Raw genomic sequence first — 20606 nt, 5'->3', positions numbered from 1 at the left:
GGCGGCTCAGCGGGCCGTCTCCACCGCCACGCCCAGCGTGGGCAGCGCCGCCTGAAGTGCCGAGGAGGCGCGGTTGACGGCGTCGCGCAGGTCGGCTTTCAGCACCGGCTCGTCCGGCCATTGCTGCTCGCAGGCATGCTGAAGCTTGCGGGCGGTGCGCGACAGTTCCAATAGGCCGACATTGCCGGCCAGCGACACCATGGCATGGGCGTCGGCCGCGGCGGCCTTCGACGAGTCCGCCTCGCTGATGCGGTCGGTGCGCAGGGCCAGTTCGGCCAAGGTTCCGGCGATGAAGCGGGGCAGCACGTCCGCGCCCAGCGTTTCGGCCAGCGTGTCCAGCGTGGCACGGTTCAGCACCGGCGCGCTGTCCGACACCGTCGCCACCCCGGCCAGCACCGTCGCCTCTTCCACGGCATCCCCCTCCGGCAACATCCCATCCGTCCCGGCCTCGAGCCAGCGGCCGACCGCGGACAGCAGCGTGTCGCGCTCGATCGGCTTGGTCACATGGTCGTTCATCCCGACATCCAGGCAAAGCTGGAGCTGATCGGTCAGTGCGTTGGCGGTCAGCGCGATGATGGGCACGGCGCCGCGCCGCCCGCCAAGCTGACGGATCGCCGCAGTCGCCTGCAGGCCGTCCATCCGCGGCATCTGCATGTCCATCAGGACGAGGTCGAACTCGCCGCGGCGCATCGCCTCCACCGCCAGGATGCCGTCCTCCGCCACCTCGACCGTATGGCCGGCCTTGCAGAGAATGGAGGAGGTGACGATCTGGTTCATCGGCACGTCTTCGGCCAGCAGGATGCGGGCGCTGCGGGTGGGTGCCGCATCTCTGCGCTCGACGGTGGACAGCCCCGGCGCGGTGGCGACCGGCAGCGGCAGCTCGAACCAGAAGGTACTGCCCACCCCCGGGCTGCTCTGCACGCCGATATGCCCGCCCATCAGCTCCGACAGCTGCTTAGAGATGATGAGGCCGAGCCCGGTGCCGCCATAGCGCCGGGTGGTGGAACGGTCGCCCTGGCTGAAACGCTGGAACAGGTTGGCCTGATCGGTCGCCGGGATGCCGGGGCCGGTGTCGCTGACCGAAAGCCGCACATGCGCGGCCGGAACGGCCTCCCCCTCGCCGCCCCCCTGGCCCGACAGCAGCCCGGCCGACACCAGCACCGAGCCGCGTTCGGTGAACTTCACCGCATTGCCGACGAGGTTCAGCAGGATCTGGCGGATGCGCGCCTCGTCGCCGCGGACATAGCGCGGAACGGTGCCGCCCAGCGACAGTTGCAGCAGCAGCCCCTTCTGCGAGGCGGCATTGCTCATCAGGTCGCGGCAGTCGCGCAGCAGCCGGTGCAGGTCGAAGGCGCGCTCCTCCAGTTCCAGCTTGCCGGCCTCGATCTTCGAATAATCCAGGATGTCGCCGATGATCGCCAGCAGCCCGCGCCCGGCCTCGCGCTGGAGCGACACATACTGGCGCTGTTCCGCCGTCAGCTCGGTGCCGAGCAGCAGGTCGGCGAAGCCGATGACGCCGTTCAGCGGCGTGCGGATCTCATGGCTCATCGACGCCAGGAATTCCGACTTCACGCGGTTGGCCGCCTCCGCCTCGGCGCGGGCGGCGGATAGTTCCTCCTCGTAGCGTTTGCGCTCGGTCACGTCGCGCACCACGCCGACCACCACGAAGCCGCCGTCGGACCCCACCGTCGGCCGCATGCTGGACTCGACCCACAGGTAGTGACCGTCGCGGTGGCGCAGCCGGTGGGTGAAGGTGACGGGGGGCGATCCCGGCTGCAACCCGGCGAAGGCCATCGCCGCACTCTCCAGATCGTCCGGGTGCAGCAGGTTGGCCGGGGCGGAGCCGACGATCTCCGCCGGATCGTGGCCCAGAATGTCGCGCACCGACGGCGACAGGTAGTGCACCGCCCCGTCGGCCTTCATCTCCAGGATCATGTCGGTGGCGTTGTCGGCCAGCAGGCGGTACCGCGCCTCGCTTTCGCCCAACCGCCGTTCGGCGTCGTGTTGGCGCTGCTCGCGCAGCAGCAGGCCGCCCAGGAACAGGGTGCCGAGCGGGATGATGGCCAGGAGCGCCGGCGCCGTGCGCTGCCCCACCTGCAAAGCAAGGTCCCATGTGGGCAGCAGTAGCAGGGTCGACGTCGACAGCAGCGTCAGCAGCAGCCCGAAGCCCAGCAGCGGACCGACGCCCATCGCCACCCCGCGCCGCTTCGACCACATCGCGAAGCCGACGCCGGTCAGGAAGGACAGCAGCGCGTTGGCGACGCCGGCCTCCATCCCCACCCCACCCAGGAAGATGCGGTATCCGGCGACCGTCGCGGCGGTGATGGCGGAGGAGAGCGGACCGCCGAACAGCGCGCTCAGCCCGATCAGCGGAGCCCGCGCGTCGATGAAGATGCCCGGCCCGATATGGATGGGGTGGACCATCGAGAAGATGGCGGTCAGCGCCATCACCGCGCCGAAGACGATCTGGCGGGTGTACAGGCTCCAGCCGCCGGAGCGGCGGATCAGAAACGTGTAGGCAAGAACGACGAAGGCGCTCGCCGCGATGTTCTCGGCAAGATCGTACGCCATCGAAGAGAAGTTGCCCAACATCGCCCGGCCGCCGTCCTCACCCGATTTCCCGCTACCTCTATACCACGGAAGGATGTCGCGAAACCGCTAACACCAACCGGAAAAGTGTGATCTGGCGGGGACAAAGGTCGGGCTTGCCCTGCCGGCAGGTGGCGGTGCCTCAGGCCTCGGCGTCGGGCTGGCGGTCCGGAAGGGCGGCTACGAAGGCCGGCAGGGCGCGGCAGGCCGCGTCGATGCGCAACAGCGTGGGATAGCCGTCCAGCGGGCAGTCCAGGCGGCGGGCGTTCGCCATCTGCGGCACCAGCAGGATGTCGGCCAGACCGGGCTCGTCGCCATGGCAGAAGCGGCCGGTGCGCGGATCGCCGGCCAGCTGTGCCTCCAGCGCGGTCAGGCCGACGGCGATCCAGTGCCGGTACCAGCCGTCGACCTCCTCCTGGCCGTGGCCCATGGTCTTCAGGTGGTTCAGCACCCGCAGATTGTTCAGCGGGTGAAGGTCGCAGGCCACCGCCAGGGCGAGCGCTCGCACCCGCGCCCGGCCCAGCGGATCGGCCGGCAACAGCGCCGGGGTGGGATGCGTCTCGTCCAGATACTCGATGATGGCGAGCGACTGGGTCAGCACATGATGACCGTCCGGCCCGTCGACCTCCAGCGCCGGCACCAGATGTTCCGGGTTGAGGTCGGAATAGGGCGGCTTGGCCTGCTCGCCCTTGCGCAGATGGACGAAGGCCTGGTCCGGCGTCAGGCCCTTCAGGTTCAGGGCGATGCGCACGCGGTAGGCGGCGGAGGAACGGAAGTAGGTGTGGAGTTTCAAGGGGTGTGTGTCCGTTGAAGTGTCGCGGCGATGATCGGATGCGGGACCCTATCACAGCCCCAGATAGGCCTGCCGCACCCGCTCGTTGCTCAGCAGGGCGGCACCGCTGTCGCTCAGCACGATCTCGCCGGTCTCGATCACATAACCGCGGTCGGCGATGGCGAGTGCCGCATGGGCGTTCTGCTCGACCAGCAGGATGGTCGTGCCCTCGCGCTTCAGCCGCTGCACGGCGTCGAAGATCTCCGCGACCAGCAGCGGCGCCAGCCCCATGCTGGGTTCGTCGAGCAGAAGAAGGCGCGGCTTCGCCATCAGCGCGCGACCAAGGGCGACGATCTGCTGCTGGCCGCCCGACAGGGTGCCGGCGGGCTGGTCGCGCTTGACCTTCAGAACCGGGAACATCTCGTACAGCCGGTCGATGTCGTCGTCCGGCTTGCCGCTGCCCCGGCGGTAGGCGCCGAGGCGGAGATTGTCCTCCACGCTCTGCGGCCCGAACAGCTGCCGGCCCTCCGGCACCTGCACCACCCCTTCGGCGACGCGGCGCGACGCCTTCATCCGGGTGATGTCGCAGCCGTCGAAGGTGATGCGCCCGCTGCTGGCAGGGTGGACGCCGGACAAGGTGCGCAGCAGCGTCGTCTTGCCGGCCCCGTTGGCGCCGACCAGCGCCACCAGCTCGCCCTCCCGCACGGTCAGGCTGGCCGATTTCAGCGCGTGGATGCGGCCGTAATGGCTGTTGAGGCCCTCGATCTCCAGAAGCATGGGTGGCCCTCCTTACGGTGCGGCGCCGAGATAGGCGGCGATGACGTCCGGGTTGGCCCCCACCTCCTGCGGCGTGCCCTCGGCCAGCATGCGGCCCTGGTTCAGCGCGGTGATCCGGTGCGAGATGCCCATCACCATCTTCATGTCATGCTCCACCAGGACGATGGTCACGCCGCTGGCCGCGACCGTCTTGATCACCTCGTCGATCTCGCGGCTTTCTGTGGCGTTCAGGCCGGCCGCCGGCTCGTCGAGCAGAAGCAGCTTCGGCTCCGACGCCAGCGCGCGGGCGATCTCCAGACGCTTCAACGCGCCGTAGGGCATGGAGGCGGCGTCGGCGTCGACATACTTCTCCAGCCCGACATCGGCCATCAGCTGCGCCGCCCGGTCCTTCGCCTCGCGGTCCTTGCGCACCAGCGAGGGGAAGCGGAACAGCGCCGGCAGCAGCCGGGTGTTCAGATGCAGGTGCCGCCCCACCATGACGTTTTCCAGCGCCGTCATGTTGAAAAAGATCTGCAGGTTCTGGAAGGTGCGCGACATGCCGCGGGCCGCCAGCCTGTAGGGCGCCATGCCCGACACGTCGGCCCCGTCGAACAGCACCCGGCCGCCCGACGGCTTGTAGACGCCGGTCACAAGGTTGAACAGGGTGGTCTTACCCGCCCCGTTCGGCCCGATGATCGAATGGATGTCGCCGGCCGCGATGGAAAAACTGAGGTCGCCGATGGCGAGCACGCCGCCGAACTCGCGGCTGAGATGCTCCACCTTCAGGATCGGCGGGCCGACGCGGCGGGCCTGTGCGGTCATGTCCGGGGAGAGGTCTGTGGTCGCCAGCATCTTCATGCCCGCCTCCGCGCCGGGAGCAGCGCCGCCAGGGTGGGAAGCAGCCCCTTGGGCATGAACACCATCGTCGCCATCAGGATGCCGCCCAGCACGATCTGCTGGTAATCCTGGAAGATCGTCAGCGCCTGCGGCAGCAGCGTCAGCACCACCGCACCCACGACGGCGCCGAAGGTCGAGGCCATGCCGCCGAACACCACCATGGTGACCAGCTCGATGGACTTGAAGAAGTCGGCCTTGGCCGGGGTGATCAGGCCGGCATAGTGGGCGAACAGGCTGCCCGCCACGCTGGCGAACACCGCCGACAGCACGAAGACCAGCACCTTGAAGCGCGCGGTGTCGACGCCGACCACCTCGGCCGCCACCTCGGACCCGTGGACGGCGCGGAGTGCCCGGCCCATCGGGCTGTCGATCAGGTTCAGCGACAGCCAGACCACGCCGACCAGCAGCACCCCGACCACCCAGTACCAGGCCTTCTCGCCATACAGCTCGACGCCGAAGATCTTGAACGGCTCCACTATCATGCCGTCGGGACCGCCGGTCAGGCCGCTTTCGGTCCGCAGCACGATGGACACGATGATGCCGATGCCGAGCGTCGCCATGGCGAGGTAATGGCCCTTCAGCCGTAGGATCGGCTTGGCGACCAGGAAGGCCAGCAGCCCGACGAAGGCGGCGCCGGCCAGCAGCGCCACAATCGGCGGCCAGCCGTAAGTGCCGACCAGCACGCCGGACGCGTAGGCGCCGATGCCGAAGAAGCCGGCATGGCCCAGGCTGATCTGCCCGGCATAGCCGATCAACAAATTCAGCCCGACGCAGACCACGGCGTTGAAGCCGGCCAGGATGGCGATGTCGAGATAGAAGTTGTTGGGCAGGAAGGCCGGCAGGACCGCGATCACCGCGCCCAGCGCCAGAAGCCCGGTCAGCCGCCCGTGAAGGAGTGCGTTCATCGGAGATAAATCCTTACACCCGTTCGGTGCCGCGCTTGCCGAACAGCCCGTTCGGCATGAACAGGAGGACGGCCAGGATGATGACGAAGGCCACCGCATCCTTGTAGGCCGACGAGATGTAGCCGGCGCCCAGCGCCTCGGCGACGCCGACGATCAGCCCGCCGGCAACGGCGCCCGGCCCGTGGCCGAGCCCGCCCAGAACCGCGGCGGTGAAGCCTTTCAGCCCCAGCATGATGCCCATCTCGGTGTAGGAGAAGGTGATGGGTGCCACCACCGCCCCGCCGACCGCACCCAGCGCCGCCGACAGCGCGAAGGACGCCAGCACCACCCGCTTCACGTCGATGCCGACCAGCTGTGCGGCCAAGCGGTTGTGCGAGGTGGCGAGGATCGCCTTGCCGGTCAGCGTCCGGGCGAAGAACAGGCCGATGGCGACAATCAGCACGCCCGCGGTGCCCACCACCCACAGCGACTGCGGCTGCATCGAGGCGCCCATGATCTGGATCGGCGTCTCGCCCGAGAAGGCGTCCAGCCGCTTGAAGTCCTTGCCCCAGACCAGTTCGGCGACGCCGCGCAGGAAGATCGACGCGCCGATGGTGATGATGATCAGCGTGACGGTGGAGGCGTTGCGGGCGCGTTCGACCGCGAATTTCGCCACCAGGACGCCGACCAGCATGGCGCCGCCGCAGCCGATCATGATCGCCAGCGGCAGCGGCACGCCCGACGCCGTCAGGGTGGCCGACGCCATGCCGCCGATCATGATGAACTCGCCCTGGGCGAAGTTGATGACGTGGCTGGCGTTGTAGATGATCGAGAAGCCGAGCCCCGCCAGCGCATAGATCGCGCCGATGGTCAGCCCCGACAGCAGATATTGCAGCAGTTCCGCGAACATCGTTGGGTTCCTGTGATCCTATCCCGATCCGGGAGAGGGCATGGAGCCGACGGCCGCAGGCCGGACGAGCGCCGAAGGCGGTCGTAGGCGGAATGCGGCCGCGAGACTTGCGAGCGGCCTCGGGGCCCATGCGCAGCATGGGAAGGGTGAGGGTGCGGCAAGGATCCAAGTGTTCAATCCCTGGATCCCCCTCACCCTCCCCGCCTTCGGCTGGTTCCCTCCCTCTCCCGGGGCGGGAGAGGGACGCTACGCGCGACGGAGAGTTTTCGTCACTTCACCAGCGCCCAATCGCCCTGCTTGACCTCCACCATGTGGAAGGCGTCCAGCGTCAGGCCCATGTGGTCCTTGGCGCTCATGGTCACGGTGCCGCCGGTGCCGACATAGCCCTTGGTCTGCTCGATGGCGTCGCGCAGCTTGGCCTTGTCGGTACCGCCGGCGCGCTTCACCGCGTCCAGCGCGATCATCAGCCCGTCATAGGCGTGGCCGGCGAAGGTCGACACCTCGGTGCTGAAGCTGTCTTCGTAGACCTTGGTGAATTCGGTCACGACCTTCTTCTGCGGGTCGCTGTCGGCCAGCTGTGCCGCGACGACCAGACCGGCGGCCGGCAGGCGCACACCCTCGGCGGCACCACCGGCCAGACGGATGTATTCCTTCGACGCGACACCGTGCGACTGGTAGAGCGGCAGCGAGATGCCGAGCTGGCGGTAGTTCTTGGTCACCACCGCCGGCCCCTGGCCCAGGCCGAACACCAGCACCGCCTGCGCGGCCGCGTTGTTCTTGACCTTGGTCAGCTGGGCGGTGACGTCGGTGTCCTTGGCGCCGTAGGTCTCGTCGGCGACCAGTTCGATCCCGCGCTCCTTGGCGACGGCGACGGTCTGCTCGCGGCCCGACTTGCCGAAGCCGCTGTCCTCCGACAGCAGCGCCAGCTTGGTCAGCCCGCGCTTCTTCATGTCCTCCATCACCTTTTCCGCCGCCATGCGGTCGGTGTGAGGGGTCTTGAACACCCACTTCTTCACCGGCTCGACGATCACCACGGCGCCGGCCAGCGAGATGAAGGGCACGCCGGCGCGTTCCACCAGCGGCACCGCCGCCATGGTCGCCGCGGTCGTGGTGCCGCCGACGATCACGTCGACGCCGTCGCTCTCGATCAGCCGCTTGGTGAAGGAGGCCGCCTTGTCGGCGGCACCGCCGTCGTCATAGACGGTCAGTTGCACCGGCCGGCCGCCGACACCGCCCGCCTGGTTGATGCGGTCGGCATACAGCTCCAGCACCTTCTTCTCCGGGTCGCCGAGGAAGGAGGCCGGGCCGGTGGCCGAGACGATGGCGCCGATCTTGATCGGGTCCGCGGCCTGGGCGGCCCCCGGCGTCAGACCGGACACCGCCGTCATGGCCGTCATGGCGGTGAAGGCGATGGTGGCAAGCAGGCGATTGCGCATGATGTCCTCCCAATGCTGTCCCGCTTGTCGCCGGACCGGGCGGCGGCCCGATCCCGGCGCTGCGGAACGATTTGTCTCACATAATGTTTCAAACGAAATGGTTTCGAAAGAAAAATTTCGGCGGGCACAACCACAATCGAATTGCGGATGTTGCCGCCTGCCTCCCCTTTTCTTTGCGATCCCTCCGGCTTGGCGCCGGGAAACCGTCATTTCGTTTTATGACACAAATTTACTTTGAGATGCCAACCTAGTGTATCACATTAATGATTGTCAAACGGAAAGTCCGGGTTGCCTCCTATCGGCGGCGGTCCTGCTTTCCACTCCCGGCCCGCGCCGTCGTGGCACTGGCCCAACCGGCCCCGGGTTTCGTATACAACTCCGTCGCGCCCCCGCTTCGACACACGACTCAAAGCCGCATCGATAAGGACGCCCCCTCCGCATGGCCCGCCCGCGCCGCCCCGAAGACCTTGCCGCCCAGCTGACCGAGACCATTGCGCCGCGGGCGAAGTCGCTGATCATCACCGTTTATGGCGACGCGGTTCTGCCGCATGGCGGATCGCTGTGGCTGGGCAGCCTGATCGAGTTGATGGGCCTGTTCGGCATGAGCGAGCGGATCGTCCGCACCTCGGTCTTCCGGCTGTGCAAGGACGACTGGCTGACCAACACCCAGATCGGCCGGCGCAGCTTCTACCGCGTCACCGAGAGCGGGAAGGAACGCTTCGCGGCGGCAGAGCGGCGGATCTACGCCCCGCTGGCCCGCGAATGGGACCGCGGCTGGGACCTGCTGATGGTGCCGCCCAACGCGCTGGATGCCGAGACGCGGGATGCCCTGCGACGGGAACTGACCTGGCAGGGCTTCGGCGCCGCGTCGGCCACCGTCTACGCCCATCCCAACTGCGACGAGGCGGCGATGCACCGTTCGCTGGCGGAGTTGGGCGTGGCCGACAGGATCGTCCACATGAAGGCCAGCCTGGACCGGGCGGAGGGCTTCGGGGCATTGCGCGATCTGGTGCGCGGCTGCTGGGACATCGATCAGCTCGAACACGACTATGCCGCGTTTCTGGATCACTTCCGTCCGGTCTGGGCGGCGGTCGATGCCGCTGAGGCGCCCGACCCGGCCGCCTGCTTCGTCCTGCGCACGCTGATGATCCACGATTTCCGCCGCATCCTGCTGCGCGACCCGATGCTGCCGCCCGACCTGTTGCCGGCGGACTGGCCGGGACAGGAATCGCGCATGCTGACGCGCAACCTCTACCGCCGCCTCGCCAGCCCATCGGAAGCCTTCCTGATGCAGGCGGCGACCACCGCCAACGGCCCCTTGCCGGAAGCCCAGCCCGCCTTCCAGAGCCGGTTCGGCGGGCTGGAGACCATTGCCGCCAGCTAATATAAGCATTCCCGGATCGGGCAATTCCCGCGTCCTGGGAGCAGTCACACCAAAACACCACACATCAGGCCCAGAAAAAGGCGATACAGTCGACGATCGTCCCCAATCGACCGAAGGCTGGAACGCTGTCGATGCTGACCATCGTCTACCGCAGCGAGGCCATCGACCGGCTTCCCTACAGTGCGCTTGCCGACATCTGTCTGTTCAGCGCCCGCAAGAACTCTGAACAGGGCATTACCGGCTTCCTGGTCGAGTTCGGGGGCATCTTCCTCCAGGTTCTGGAAGGCGAAGCGGAGGTGGTGGACCGGCTGTTCGCCCGCATCGTCGTCGACCCGCGCCATCGCGACGTGACGCCGCTGCTGCGGGAGACTTCGGGCGAGGCCGCCGAATTCGGCTTCTGGGCGATGAATTTCGGCCCGCTCGACACGCCGACCTTCTGGCAGGCGATCTTCGGCACTCCGATGCTGAGCGAGGAATTCCGGCAACGGTCGCACGGGGTCGGCTTCGCGCGCGATGTGCTGAGCCGCGCCTACATGCACGCCTGCATCGTCGCCGATGTCGACCCCGCCGCCCGCGACATGGTGCGCGGCAACATTCCCGTCCTCGTCCGGTCCTGAACGCGGCCCTGCCCGCCGGGCATCCCGATACCCACCCCGCGATTTTTGTTGTTTGAGCGAACGAATTGATCTGGATCGATTCGTCGCTTTCCCACACTTATGTTTTTCAAAACAATGGATTAGCTGGGCATTCTTCCCGATTTAAAACGATACACATATTGTTGATATTGCATTTTTTCTGTGTCATATAAAGACCATAGGGCGCCGATGGAAATGTGAGCGCCCGCCGAAATGCCCCGGAGGAAACGCCCCCATGTCCAAGGACTACACCCCCATCGCCAACACGATGGAGCTGCCCCCCGCCACGCCGCAGCCGAACGTCTACCCGCTGTCCTGGGTGTCGCAAACCAAGAAGCTGGAAGAGGTCTATGCCGCTGCCCAGCGCGAGAACTGGGACCCGGCCAAGTTGCCCTGGGACAGCTTCGACGTGTCGCGCTACAGCTGGGAGGAGCGGGAGGCCATCGCCTACTGGTGGACCATCCTGTCGGTGTTCGACGCCTCCGCGCCGCCGGTCTTCGCCCATGCCCTGATCAAGACCTACGAGGTGCATGAGGAGGACCCCGTCCGCCGCTGCTTCTTCTCGGTCACCCGCGACGAGCAGAATCACGAGCAGATGTGCGGCCTCGCCATCACCAAGCTTCTGGAGGCCACCAGCCCGCTGACCTACGAGCCTAAGACCGATCTCGGCCGCCGGTTGCAGAAAAACGCCCACTGGCTCTACTACAATGGCGGGCGTTATTGGGACGGCTACAAGAAGGCGGTTCCGAAATACTCGCTGGCCGTGCTGTTCAGCTCCTTCCTGATGGGCGAGATCGCGGCGGCGACCATCTTCCACCAGATGGCGGCCGGTTGCAGCGAGCCGGTGTTCAAGGAGGCCTTCCGCAATATCGGCCGCGACGAGGGCCGCCACATGGCGATCTGCATGTCGGTGATGGAGCGCGACTATCCCCATCTGGCGGTGGAGGACCGCTCGATCATCACCAAGCAGATCCGCGCCGGCTACCTGTTCCTGTCCGCCGTGCTGTTCGAACCGCCGCCCCGGTTCTGGGACCTGCCCGACGACTTCATCGCCACCCAGCGCGAGGCCGAGGCCATCGCCCGCAATGCCGGCTTCCACATCCCGGATTACGAGGCGAAGAAGGAGAACTGGCGCAACGCCATGCTGAACCTCAAGGGCGTGCTGGACCGATACAACATCCCGTTCCCGGCCATCCCCGAGGTCGGCATCACCGGCGAAGAAGTCCGGGACGTCGACATGGACGAGATCATCCCGGTGTTCTGAGCAAGCCCGCCTGAACGCTCCCCTCCCCCTCCCTGCCCTTCTCAGAGGGTCAGGGAGGGGGCATCGCGCCCCCGCGTCTCCAATCCCGCCCATCTCCAATCCCGCCCAAGGATCCCGCCGGTGAGCCGCATCCGCCTCCACCCCTCGGGCCGCACGGTCGAGTGCCGTGACGGCGAGACCGTCCTGTCGGCGCTGGAACAGGCCGGCTACGCCCTGCCCAACAACTGCCGCGCCGGCGCCTGCGGCGAATGCAAGGTCAAGGTCCTCAGCGGCCAGTTCGACCAGGGCATGGTTCTGGACATGGCGCTGTCCCAGCCCGAGCGGAAGGACGGCTATGGCCTGATGTGCATGGCCAAGCCGATCTCCGACGAGCTGGTGATCGAATACGGCACCGCCGACGCCCAGCCCAAGCTGTTCCCGCCGCGCGAGAACGTGCTGTTCATCGTCACCGACCGCATCCCGCGCACGCCGCGCATCGTGGAACTGCGCCTGCGCCCGCTGGGCCAGCCGCTGCGCTACTGGCCGGGCCAGTATGTGATGCTGGGCGATGCCGCCGCCGGGGCGCCGCCGCGCTGCTATTCCATCGCCAACGCGCCCCGTCCGGACGGCGAGATCGTGCTGCAGGTGACCCGCGTCGACGGCGGCCCGACCAGCGGCTGGATCCACGACACGCTGACGGTCGGCAGCATGGTCAAGCTGTCCGGCCCCTACGGCACCTTCATCGGCGACCCGTCGGTGGACAGCCCGGTGCTGTGCATGGCCGCCGGCTCCGGCCTGGCGCCCATCCTGGCGCTGACCGATGCGGCGTTGCGCCGCGGCTACCGCCCGCCGGTGACGCTGCTGTTCTCCGCCTGCACGCGGGCCGACGTGTATGAGCTGGGCCTGCTGAGCTACTGGCAGGCCAAATACCGCAACTTCAAGGTCAAGGTGACCCTGACGCGGGAGGAGGCTGCCGGCCATCTGACAGGCCGCATCCCCGCCATCCTGCCCAGCCTGTTCCCCGACCTGTCCGGCCACGCCATCTTCACCGCCGGCAGCCCCGCCTTCGTCGAGTCCTGCGTCGCCGCCGCCTGGGCGCTGGGCGCCAGGGATGACCAGCTCCACAGCGAAGGCTATGTCTCGCAGCACATCCCGGAAACGCTGCCGGCCGACCGGCTGATGGCGGTGGGATAACGGGAAACAGGCCCCACAGGCCTTGCGGGCTCAGGCCTTGCGGACGCCGGCGATGAAGCCGTCGATCTCGCGGGTCAGGTCCTTCGACTGGCCGGCAAGCGCGGCGGCGGCGGCAAGCAGCTGGTCGGCGGCCACACCGGTTTCGCCGGCACCCGCCCGGATGTTGCCCATGCCGCCGCTGACCTCCCGCGCCCCGTCGGCCGCCCGGATCACGCTGCGGGCGATCTCCTGGGTCGCCGCCGCCTGCTGATCCACCGCCGCGGCGATCCCCGACGCGATGCGGCTGACCTGGGCGATGGTCTCGTTGATGCCATGGACGGCGGTCACCGCCTCCTGCGTCGCATCGCGGATGCCCTTGATCTGGGCAACGATGTCTTCGGTCGCCTTGGCGGTCTGGTTGGCGAGGCCCTTGACCTCCGACGCCACGACGGCGAAGCCCTTGCCTGCCTCACCGGCGCGCGCCGCCTCGATGGTGGCGTTCAGCGCCAGCAGGTTGGTCTGGCCAGCGATGGAGTTGATCAGTTCCACCACGGCGCCAATCCGTTCGGCGCTCTCCGCCAGAACGGTGACCGCCTCGTCGGCCCGCTTCACGTCGGACACCGCGGCATCGGCGATGCGGGCAGAGTCCGCCACCTGCCGGCCGATGTCCTGGACCGAGGCGGACAATTCCTCCGTCGCCGCGGCGGCGGTCTGCACGCTGTCGGCGGCAGCGCTGGCGGAGGCGGCCACCTGCTCCGACCGGCCGAGGCTCTGGTCGGCGATGCCGGTCAGGGCGCGGGCGGTCGATTCGAGTTGCTGGGCGGACGAGGCCAGCGCCCCGGTCAGGCCGCCGACGCGGACCTCGAAGCTCTTCTGCAAATCGGCCAGGGCCGCGACGCGGGCCTCCTTGGCATGCCAGTCGGCCTGCTGCTGGCGGTCAAGCTCCTTTGCCCGGACCAGTCCCTCCTTGAACACCTCGACGGCGCGGGCCATGCCGCCGGCCTCGTCGTCGCGGTCGGCACCCGGCACCGTCACCGCCAGATCGCCGGCCGCCAGCCGGTCCATGGCAACGGTGACGGCGCTGACCGGCCGGGCGATGCCGTCACCGACCTTCCAGGCCACCACGCATCCCAGCGCGACGCAGCCCAGGCTGACCAGCACGATCAGGACGGCGAGCCGGTTCGCATCGGCCATCACGCTGGATTGCGGTGCCGCCACCATGAAGGACCAGGCCCCCTCCACGCCGGAGAAGCGCACCGGCGCCAGCCGCAGGTAATGCGGCGCCCCGGCCAGCGTGACGAGGCCGTCGAAAGCGCGGCCCTCGGCGACGGCGCGGCGGGCGGCCTCCGGCAGGTCGTCGGCGGTCTTCGACAGCCTGCCGTCGTCGGGATGGGCGACATAGAGGCCGGAGCCGGTCAGCACCGCGGCGAAACCGTCGCCATATGGCTTCACCGAGCGGACAAGGTCGGTCAGGCCGCTCAGCGCCATGTCGACCCCGGTGACGCCGATCACCCGTCCCCCGCCTGCCGTCCCGTCGATCACCGGCGCCGCGGCGCTGGTCATCAGCCGCTTGGTGAAGTCGTCGAGATAGGGCTCGGTCAGGACCGGCTTTCGAGCGGCGGCGGCCGACTTGTAATATTCCTTCTCCTGCACGTCGGAGAAGGGATAGCCCTCGCTGTCGTCGGCATGGACCCCCTTGTCCCCCGGCAGCCACAGCAGGCTCATCCGGCCGGTCTTGGGCAGACCGAGAATCTCGGTCGAGCGGTCATGGTCGGCGAACGCCGCATCCCGGCCGTCGAATCCGTCGTCGGCCATGTCCACCCACACCCCGGCATAGAGCGGGTTGGCGTCCGCCACACGAGCCAGGTAGCGGTTCACCGTTTCGCGCCGCGGGGTTCCGGTGGACCGTTCGACCTCCACAAGTGCCGCAGCGGCACGGGCGGCGTCGAGTGCGGCGGACAGGTCGGCGGCGACCCGCGCGCCATGGCGGTCCGCCATCTCGGCCGCCAGGGTCTGGGCGGCCTTGTGCCCGGCATCGCGCGACAGGGTGAGCGACACCGCCGTCACCGCGGCGGCGCCCGCAGCCAGAACCGCCGCCACGCCGATGATGATCTTCGTCCTGAACCGAGCCTTCATGCCGCACGCCTTTTCCCGGTCCGCCAAGCGCTCCGGGCCAAATGTTCCGGAATAGCGCCAAGGCGGTGCCAAATAGGGGTAAGGGGCGGCACCTTATAATCGATAACGGTTGGAAGGCACGTCAATTCTCATGATTTGGCGATTGGCGGCGCAACCTTTGGATCGATTCCGGACCAGAATCCATGCCTGAGTGACCAAGCGGGCGATATTGGTGCAACTGCGAAAAAAGCGCGCTGGCGGAGCGAAGAAGCCCCGCCAGCGTCTTGTCCCACACCCAGGACAATGACCGAGCACCGGTGCGGAAGCCGCCTCTTATGGCCCGTCGTACCGCACCACCTGCTGGTCGATGGCGCCGAACACGCTGGCGCCGGCGGCGTCGAACAGCTCGATCCGCACCCGGTCGCCGAAGCGCATGAAGGGGGTCTTCGGCGCGCCATGCTCGATGGTTTCGATCATCCGAAGCTCAGCAAGGCAGGAATAGCCGACGCCGCCGGCATCGACCGGCTTGCCGGGACCGCCGTCCAGCTTGTTCGACACCGTGCCCGAGCCGACGATGCTGCCGGCTGCCAGATGGCGCGTCTTGGCGGCATGCGCGATCAGCGTCGGGAAGTCGAAGGTCATGTCGACGCCGGCATCCGGCTTGCCGAAGGGCTCGCCGTTCAGCGTCGTCACCAGCGGGCGGTGCAGCTTGGCGCCGTCCCAGGACTCGCCCAGCTCGTCCGGCGTCACTGCGACGGGGGAGAAGCTGGAGGCCGGCTTGGACTGGAAGAAGCCGAAGCCCTTGCCCAGTTCCGCCGGGATCAGGTTGCGCAAGCTGACGTCGTTAACCAGCATCAGCAGCCTGATCTGCCCGCGCGCCGCCTCGGCCGAAACGCCCATCGGCACGTCGCCGGTGATGACGGCGATCTCCGCCTCGAAATCGATGCCCCAGGCTTCGGTCGCCGCCGGGATCGGGTCGGTCGGCGCCAGGAAGCTGTCGGAACAGCCCTGATACATCAGCGGGTCGGTCCAGAAGCTGGGCGGCATCTCTGCCCCCCGCGCCTTGCGGACCAGTTCCACATGGTTGACGTAGGCCGACCCGTCCGCCCACTGGTAGGCGCGCGGCAGCGGCGCGGCCGCCAGCGCCGGGTCGAAGGGCCGGCCGGAGGACGGATCGGCGTTCAGCGCGCGATAGGCCTCCTCCAGCTTCGGCGCCAGCGCCGTCCAGTCGTCCAGCGCCGCCTGCAGCGTGCGGGCGATTTCCGGCACCGGGACGGCGCGGGTCAGGTCGCGCGACACCACGACCAGGGTGCCGTCGCGCCCGCCCGCCTTCAAACTTGCCAGCTTCATTCGTCTCTTCCCTTCCTCGGAATTCAGCGTCCGGCGGCCTTAAGGCCGCTCATTTCGCCTTCCAGCTGTCGGCGTAGCCGCCCCATTCGACGCCTTCCATCGCCTGATAGACGTCGAGCGGATCGCGGGTGTCGATCATCACCGCGACCTCGTCGGTCTCCTTGCGCTCGAACTTCTGCGCCACCTCGTAGGCCTTCGGGTGCGGCCCGTGCGGGAAGCCCGAGGGGTGGTAGGTGACCATGCCGGGATGGATGTTGTCGCGCGAGAAGAACTGGCCGCGGTGATAGAACAGCACCTCGTCAAAATCCTCGTTCGAGTGGTAGTAGGGCAGCTTCAGCGCCTCCGGGTCCGACTCGATGGGCCGCGGCACGAAGGTGCAGACGATGAAGCGCCCGGCGATCCAGGTGCTATGCGCCGAGGGCGGCAAATGGTAGCGGTGGCTCATCAGCGGCCGGATGTCGCGCCAGTTCAGCCGCACCGGGGCGAGGTCACCATGCCAGCCCACCGCGTCCAGCGGGTTGAACGGATAGGTCATGGTGCAGATCTGTCCGCGCTTCTTCACCCGGACTAGCGTCTCGCGCTCGTGCTTCTGCGCCTGGAAGGCGTCGTCCAGCGCCGGCACGTCCAGCACCGCCGGATCGAAGATGGCGTGGGTGCCGACCAGCCCCTTGTGCGGCAGCTTGTAGGCGTCGTTGGTGGCCTCCACCATCAGCACCATCACGGCCTCGTCCGTCTCCAGCCGCCAGCAGGTATTGCGCGGCAGCACGACATAGTCGCCCTCGCGCACCTCAAGATGGCCATAGTCGCAGAACAGGTGGCCGCCGCCCTGGTGGAAGAACAGCAGATCGTCGCCGTCGGCATTGCGGACGAGATGGTCCATCCTGCCCTTGAAGCGCCAAAGCCGCAGCTGGGTCGCCCCGTTGCCCATCAGGGCCGGCGCCTCCAGCGGGCAGCCGGGCATGTGGTCGACATGGTTCAGGTCGAAGGCGCGCGGGCGCAGCGGCCCGTCGAAGCTTGTCCAGCCGGTCGGCGGGTGGGCATGGTGCATCTGGGTCGCCGGGCCGAAGAAGCCCTCGCGCCCCATCTCGCGCTCGTAGGTGCCGGCGGGAAGCCGGACATGGGCCTGACGCGACGCGGTGCCCTCGACCTTCGGAAACGAAATCCAGTTCTTCATGGCGCTTCCCCACTCACTGCCGCCGGACGTTTCCGCATCGGGCGCCGGCAGGCTTGTTCCGTTGCCGCCATTTTAGTTTCGTTTGAAACTGTTGCAAGCGCCAAATTACAGCGCAGGATGGGGCACCCGCGACCCTCCCTACAGACGATGCGCCGCCGATGCCGCCTGCCCGCCGTTCCCGCACCGCCTCCCCCAGTTCCGCATCCGGCCAGACGGATTTGCCGGCGCTGCATCTGACGCGCTTCCTGCCCTACCGGCTGTCGGTGCTGGCCAACACGGTCAGCCACACGCTGGCAAAGCTGTACGAGAAGCGGTTCGGAATCACGATCCCGGAATGGCGGATCATCGCCGTGCTGGGTGGCGGCGAGACGATGAGCGCAGGCGAGATCGCCCAGCGCACGGCGATGGACAAGGTGCAGGTCAGCCGCGCCATCAGCCGCATGCTGGATTCGGCGCTGATCCTGCGCGAATCGGGCGACACCGACCGGCGCAAGGCCCTGCTGACCCTGACGCCCAAGGCGCTGGCGATCTATGCGGAGATCGTGCCGATGGCGCTGACCTACGAGGAAGAGGTCACCGACGCCCTGTCGATCGACGAGCGGGCGCAGCTCGACACGCTGCTGTCCAAGCTCCAGGCCCGCGCCGACCAGCTCGCCACCCGCCCGGCGCCGGTTGGCGCGCAGGCGGAGCCGGCGGGCGAGTAAGGAAGCCGGTCAGCCCCCCTTCACCTTGTGCAGCGGCTGGCTGGTGCCGGCATCGACGCGGCCGCGGCCGGGTTCCTCCGCCTCCAGAGCTGAGCAGGCGACCATGGTGGCGAGCGAGCGGCGGGCAAGGCGCTGGTACTCCTCCGTCCCCTCCGACTTCCAGGCGACCTCGTCGGGGCGCAGTTCGCGCATCACCTTGGCCGGCAGGCCGGCAACCAGCGTGCGCGGCGGCACGACGAAGCCGGCCTTGACGAAGGCCATGGCGGCGACGATCGACTCCTCGCCGATCTCCGCCCCGTCCATCACCACCACATTCATGCCCACCAGCGCGTTGCGGCGGACGATGCAGCCGTGCAGGACCGCGCCATGGCCGACATGGCCGTCCTCCTCGACGATGGCGTCATGGCCCGGGAAGGCGTGGAGCGTGCAGTTGTCCTGAACGTTGCTGCCCCGGTGCAGCACGATCCGGCCGAAATCGCCGCGCAGGCTGGCGCAGGGGCCGACATAGCAGCCGGGTCCGACGACCACGTCGCCGATCAGCACGGCGGAGGGATGGACGAAGGCGGTCGGGTCGATGACCGGGATCACGCCATCGATGGCATAGACGGTCGGGCGCGGCAGGGTGGGAAAGGCGGTCATGAGCGGGCGTTCCTCGGTGTCACTGTTCGGCTGTCTTGTTCGGCTGTCTGCGGCCGATCTTTTGCTGCAAGGCTACACCGCCGCAGGCTGTACGCGATACTGATTTTCAGCCATAGTGAAGATGCATGTATCGCTTCACTAGATCCCTTGCCGGGAGCGATGCCAGGGCTTGATTGGTATCAAATGAAACTGTATCGTTGGAAACAATAACAATCCGCCAACGCGCCCAGTCACGCTTTTCGCCGATCTTGGTTTCCGGGGGAGGAAACGCCCAATGCACGCGACCTTCAGCTATCCGAAATACAGCTTCACACCCTCCGACGAACAGCGCACCGGCAGCGTCCGGCGCCATCCGGTGGTGATCGTCGGCGCCGGCCCGGTCGGGCTGACCGCGGCACTCGATTTCGCGCGCAAGGGCGTGCCGGTGGTCGTGCTGGATGCCGAGGACACCGTCAGCGTCGGCAGCCGCGCCGTCTGCTACGCCAAGCGCGCGCTGGAGGTGTGGGACCGGTTGGGCGTCGGCCAGCGCATGATCGACAAGGGAGTCGTGTGGAAGATCGGCAAGGTCTTCAACGGCGACCGCATGGTCTACCAGTTCGACCTGCTGCCGGAGCCAGACCACAAGATCCCGGCCTTCATCAACCTCCAGCAATATTACCTGGAGGATTTCCTGGTCACGGAGGCCCTGAAGAGCGACCTGATCGACCTGCGCTGGCTGTCGCGCGTCGTCTCCGCCAAGCAGGGGGCCGACCATGTCGTTCTTCAGGTCGAGACGCCCGACGGCGTCCATGCGGTCGAGGCCGGCTGGGTCATCGCGTGCGACGGCGCCAAGTCGTCGGTGCGCAAGATGCTGGGGCTGGAGTTCCAGGGCGAGGTGTTCAAGGACCGTTTCCTGATCGCCGATGTGGTGATGAAGGCCGACTTCCCGGCGGAGCGCTGGTTCTGGTTCGACCCGCCCTTCCACCGCAAGCAGTCGGCCCTGCTGCACATGCAGCCCGACAATGTCTGGCGCCTGGATTTCCAGCTGGGCTGGGATGCCGATCCCGAGGAGGAGAAGAAACCGGAGCGGGTCATCCCGCGCGTCCAGGCGATGCTGGGCACCGACACGCCGTTCGAACTGGAATGGGTGTCGGTCTACACCTTCCAGTGCCGCCGGCTGGAGCAATTCCGCCATGGCCGCATCCTGTTCGCCGGAGACAGCGCCCATCAGGTCTCGCCCTTCGGTGCCCGCGGCGCCAACAGCGGCGTGCCCGATGCCGACAATCTGGTGTGGAAGCTGGCGCTGGTGCTGGACGGCAAGGCACCGGAGTCGCTGCTGGACAGCTACAGCGATGAACGGGTGGCGGCGGCGAAGGAGAACATCCTGAACTCCACCCGCTCCACCGACTTCATCACGCCGAAGAGCGAGATGAGCCACGTCTTCCGCGACGCCGTGCTGGAACTGGCGGTCGACCGGCCCTTCGCCCGCGCGCTGGTCAACTCCGGCCGCCTGTCGACCCCCACCACCTACACCGACAGCCGGCTGAACACGCCGGACAGCGACAGCTTCGCCGGCAGGATGGTGCCCGGCGCTCCCGCCACTGACGCGCCGGTGGAGCGTGACGGCCAGTCCGGCTGGCTGATGGAGGCGCTGGACGGCCGCTTCACCGTGCTCTACGCCGCAGGCGATGGGCCGGTCCCGGCGGAGGTGGCGGAGGCGCTGGGCGGCCTTGCCGCCGGGCCGCTGCCCCTGGCCTGGCACGCGGTGACCGACCGCCGCCGCGGCATCGCCGGGGAGCTGGTGGACAGCGCCGGCCGCCTGCGCGAGCGTTATGACCTGACCCCTGACAGCGTCTATCTGATCCGCCCCGACCAGCACATCGCCGCCCGCTGGCGCCGCTTCGACGCCGCGGCGCTGTCCGCCGCGCTGGACCGCGCGGTCGGCCACGCGGTCGGCCGCTGATTC

The 20606-nt window shown here is 68.0% G+C and carries 17 protein-coding genes; 6 read left to right on the top strand and 11 right to left on the bottom strand.

Annotation, left to right across the window (positions count from 1 at the left end; genetic code table 11):
* Positions 1-6: 6 nt before the first annotated feature.
* From ABNQ38_RS25590 to ABNQ38_RS25560, 7 genes are all read right to left on the bottom strand, one after another.
* Positions 7-2571 (bottom strand): ATP-binding protein, encoded by a 2565-nt coding sequence (locus tag ABNQ38_RS25590; protein ID WP_377808667.1) that lies wholly within the window; start codon positions 2569-2571, stop codon positions 7-9.
* Positions 2572-2731: 160 nt separating this feature from the next.
* On the bottom strand, positions 2732-3382 hold the full coding sequence (gene maiA / locus ABNQ38_RS25585) for a maleylacetoacetate isomerase (RefSeq protein WP_377808666.1): 651 nt from the start codon (positions 3380-3382) through the stop codon (positions 2732-2734).
* A 51-nt stretch (positions 3383-3433) separates the two neighbouring features.
* Positions 3434-4138: an ABC transporter ATP-binding protein gene (locus ABNQ38_RS25580; protein ID WP_109048004.1), complete on the bottom strand. Its 705-nt coding sequence runs from the start codon at positions 4136-4138 to the stop codon at positions 3434-3436.
* 12 nt (positions 4139-4150) lie between these two features.
* Positions 4151-4975 carry an ABC transporter ATP-binding protein gene (locus ABNQ38_RS25575; protein ID WP_377808665.1) on the bottom strand — a complete coding sequence of 275 codons (825 nt, stop codon included), beginning with the start codon at positions 4973-4975 and terminating at the stop codon, positions 4151-4153.
* Positions 4972-5919, bottom strand: a complete 948-nt coding sequence (locus ABNQ38_RS25570; RefSeq protein ID WP_377808664.1) for a branched-chain amino acid ABC transporter permease — start codon at positions 5917-5919, stop codon at positions 4972-4974. Before ABNQ38_RS25570 ends, ABNQ38_RS25575 begins: the two co-directional genes overlap by 4 nt.
* 13 nt (positions 5920-5932) lie before the next feature.
* A complete protein-coding gene (locus ABNQ38_RS25565; RefSeq protein ID WP_377808663.1) occupies positions 5933-6808 on the bottom strand; it encodes a branched-chain amino acid ABC transporter permease in 876 nt (291 codons plus the stop codon).
* A 269-nt stretch (positions 6809-7077) separates the two neighbouring features.
* Positions 7078-8244: an ABC transporter substrate-binding protein gene (locus ABNQ38_RS25560; RefSeq protein ID WP_377808662.1), complete on the bottom strand. Its 1167-nt coding sequence runs from the start codon at positions 8242-8244 to the stop codon at positions 7078-7080.
* A gap of 439 nt (positions 8245-8683) precedes the next feature.
* On the opposite strand from ABNQ38_RS25560, the gene paaX reads away from it, so the two are divergent.
* The 4 genes from paaX (at position 8684) to ABNQ38_RS25540 (ending at position 12700) form a co-directional block, all read left to right on the top strand.
* On the top strand, positions 8684-9628 hold the full coding sequence (paaX, locus tag ABNQ38_RS25555) for a phenylacetic acid degradation operon negative regulatory protein PaaX (RefSeq protein ID WP_377808661.1): 945 nt from the start codon (positions 8684-8686) through the stop codon (positions 9626-9628).
* A gap of 131 nt (positions 9629-9759) precedes the next feature.
* Positions 9760-10245: a BLUF domain-containing protein gene (locus ABNQ38_RS25550; RefSeq protein WP_377808660.1), complete on the top strand. Its 486-nt coding sequence runs from the start codon at positions 9760-9762 to the stop codon at positions 10243-10245.
* 253 nt (positions 10246-10498) lie between these two features.
* Positions 10499-11527: a hypothetical protein gene (locus ABNQ38_RS25545; protein ID WP_377808659.1), complete on the top strand. Its 1029-nt coding sequence runs from the start codon at positions 10499-10501 to the stop codon at positions 11525-11527.
* A 120-nt stretch (positions 11528-11647) separates the two neighbouring features.
* Positions 11648-12700 (top strand): 2Fe-2S iron-sulfur cluster-binding protein, encoded by a 1053-nt coding sequence (locus tag ABNQ38_RS25540; RefSeq protein ID WP_377808658.1) that lies wholly within the window; start codon positions 11648-11650, stop codon positions 12698-12700.
* A 30-nt stretch (positions 12701-12730) separates the two neighbouring features.
* Here the strand turns inward: ABNQ38_RS25540 and ABNQ38_RS25535 are convergent, their stop codons facing one another.
* The 3 genes from ABNQ38_RS25535 to ABNQ38_RS25525 form a co-directional block, all read right to left on the bottom strand.
* The gene (locus ABNQ38_RS25535; RefSeq protein WP_377808657.1) at positions 12731-14815 is read right to left on the bottom strand and encodes a methyl-accepting chemotaxis protein; all 2085 of its coding nucleotides are present in this window, start codon (positions 14813-14815) and stop codon (positions 12731-12733) included.
* Between the two features lie 312 nt (positions 14816-15127).
* The gene (locus ABNQ38_RS25530; protein WP_377808656.1) at positions 15128-16144 is read right to left on the bottom strand and encodes a fumarylacetoacetate hydrolase family protein; all 1017 of its coding nucleotides are present in this window, start codon (positions 16142-16144) and stop codon (positions 15128-15130) included.
* A gap of 49 nt (positions 16145-16193) precedes the next feature.
* Positions 16194-17318, bottom strand: a complete 1125-nt coding sequence (locus ABNQ38_RS25525) for a homogentisate 1,2-dioxygenase (RefSeq protein WP_377808655.1) — start codon at positions 17316-17318, stop codon at positions 16194-16196.
* Positions 17319-17476: 158 nt separating this feature from the next.
* Here ABNQ38_RS25525 and ABNQ38_RS25520 point away from each other — a divergent pair, with 158 nt between their 5' ends.
* A complete protein-coding gene (locus ABNQ38_RS25520) occupies positions 17477-18022 on the top strand; it encodes a MarR family winged helix-turn-helix transcriptional regulator (RefSeq protein WP_377808654.1) in 546 nt (181 codons plus the stop codon).
* A 9-nt stretch (positions 18023-18031) separates the two neighbouring features.
* Here ABNQ38_RS25520 and ABNQ38_RS25515 read toward each other — a convergent pair whose 3' ends face one another.
* Positions 18032-18661, bottom strand: a complete 630-nt coding sequence (locus ABNQ38_RS25515; RefSeq protein WP_377808653.1) for a transferase hexapeptide repeat family protein — start codon at positions 18659-18661, stop codon at positions 18032-18034.
* 274 nt (positions 18662-18935) lie between these two features.
* Here ABNQ38_RS25515 and ABNQ38_RS25510 point away from each other — a divergent pair, with 274 nt between their 5' ends.
* Positions 18936-20603: an FAD-dependent oxidoreductase gene (locus tag ABNQ38_RS25510; protein WP_377808652.1), complete on the top strand. Its 1668-nt coding sequence runs from the start codon at positions 18936-18938 to the stop codon at positions 20601-20603.
* Positions 20604-20606 lie beyond the last annotated feature (3 nt).

It is taken from the genome of Azospirillum sp. A29, from assembly GCF_042604625.1.
In the GTDB taxonomy this organism is placed as follows: domain Bacteria; phylum Pseudomonadota; class Alphaproteobacteria; order Azospirillales; family Azospirillaceae; genus Azospirillum; species Azospirillum palustre.
Note: the sequence above shows the minus strand (reverse complement) of the source record. Positions and strands in the feature narration are given on the sequence as shown.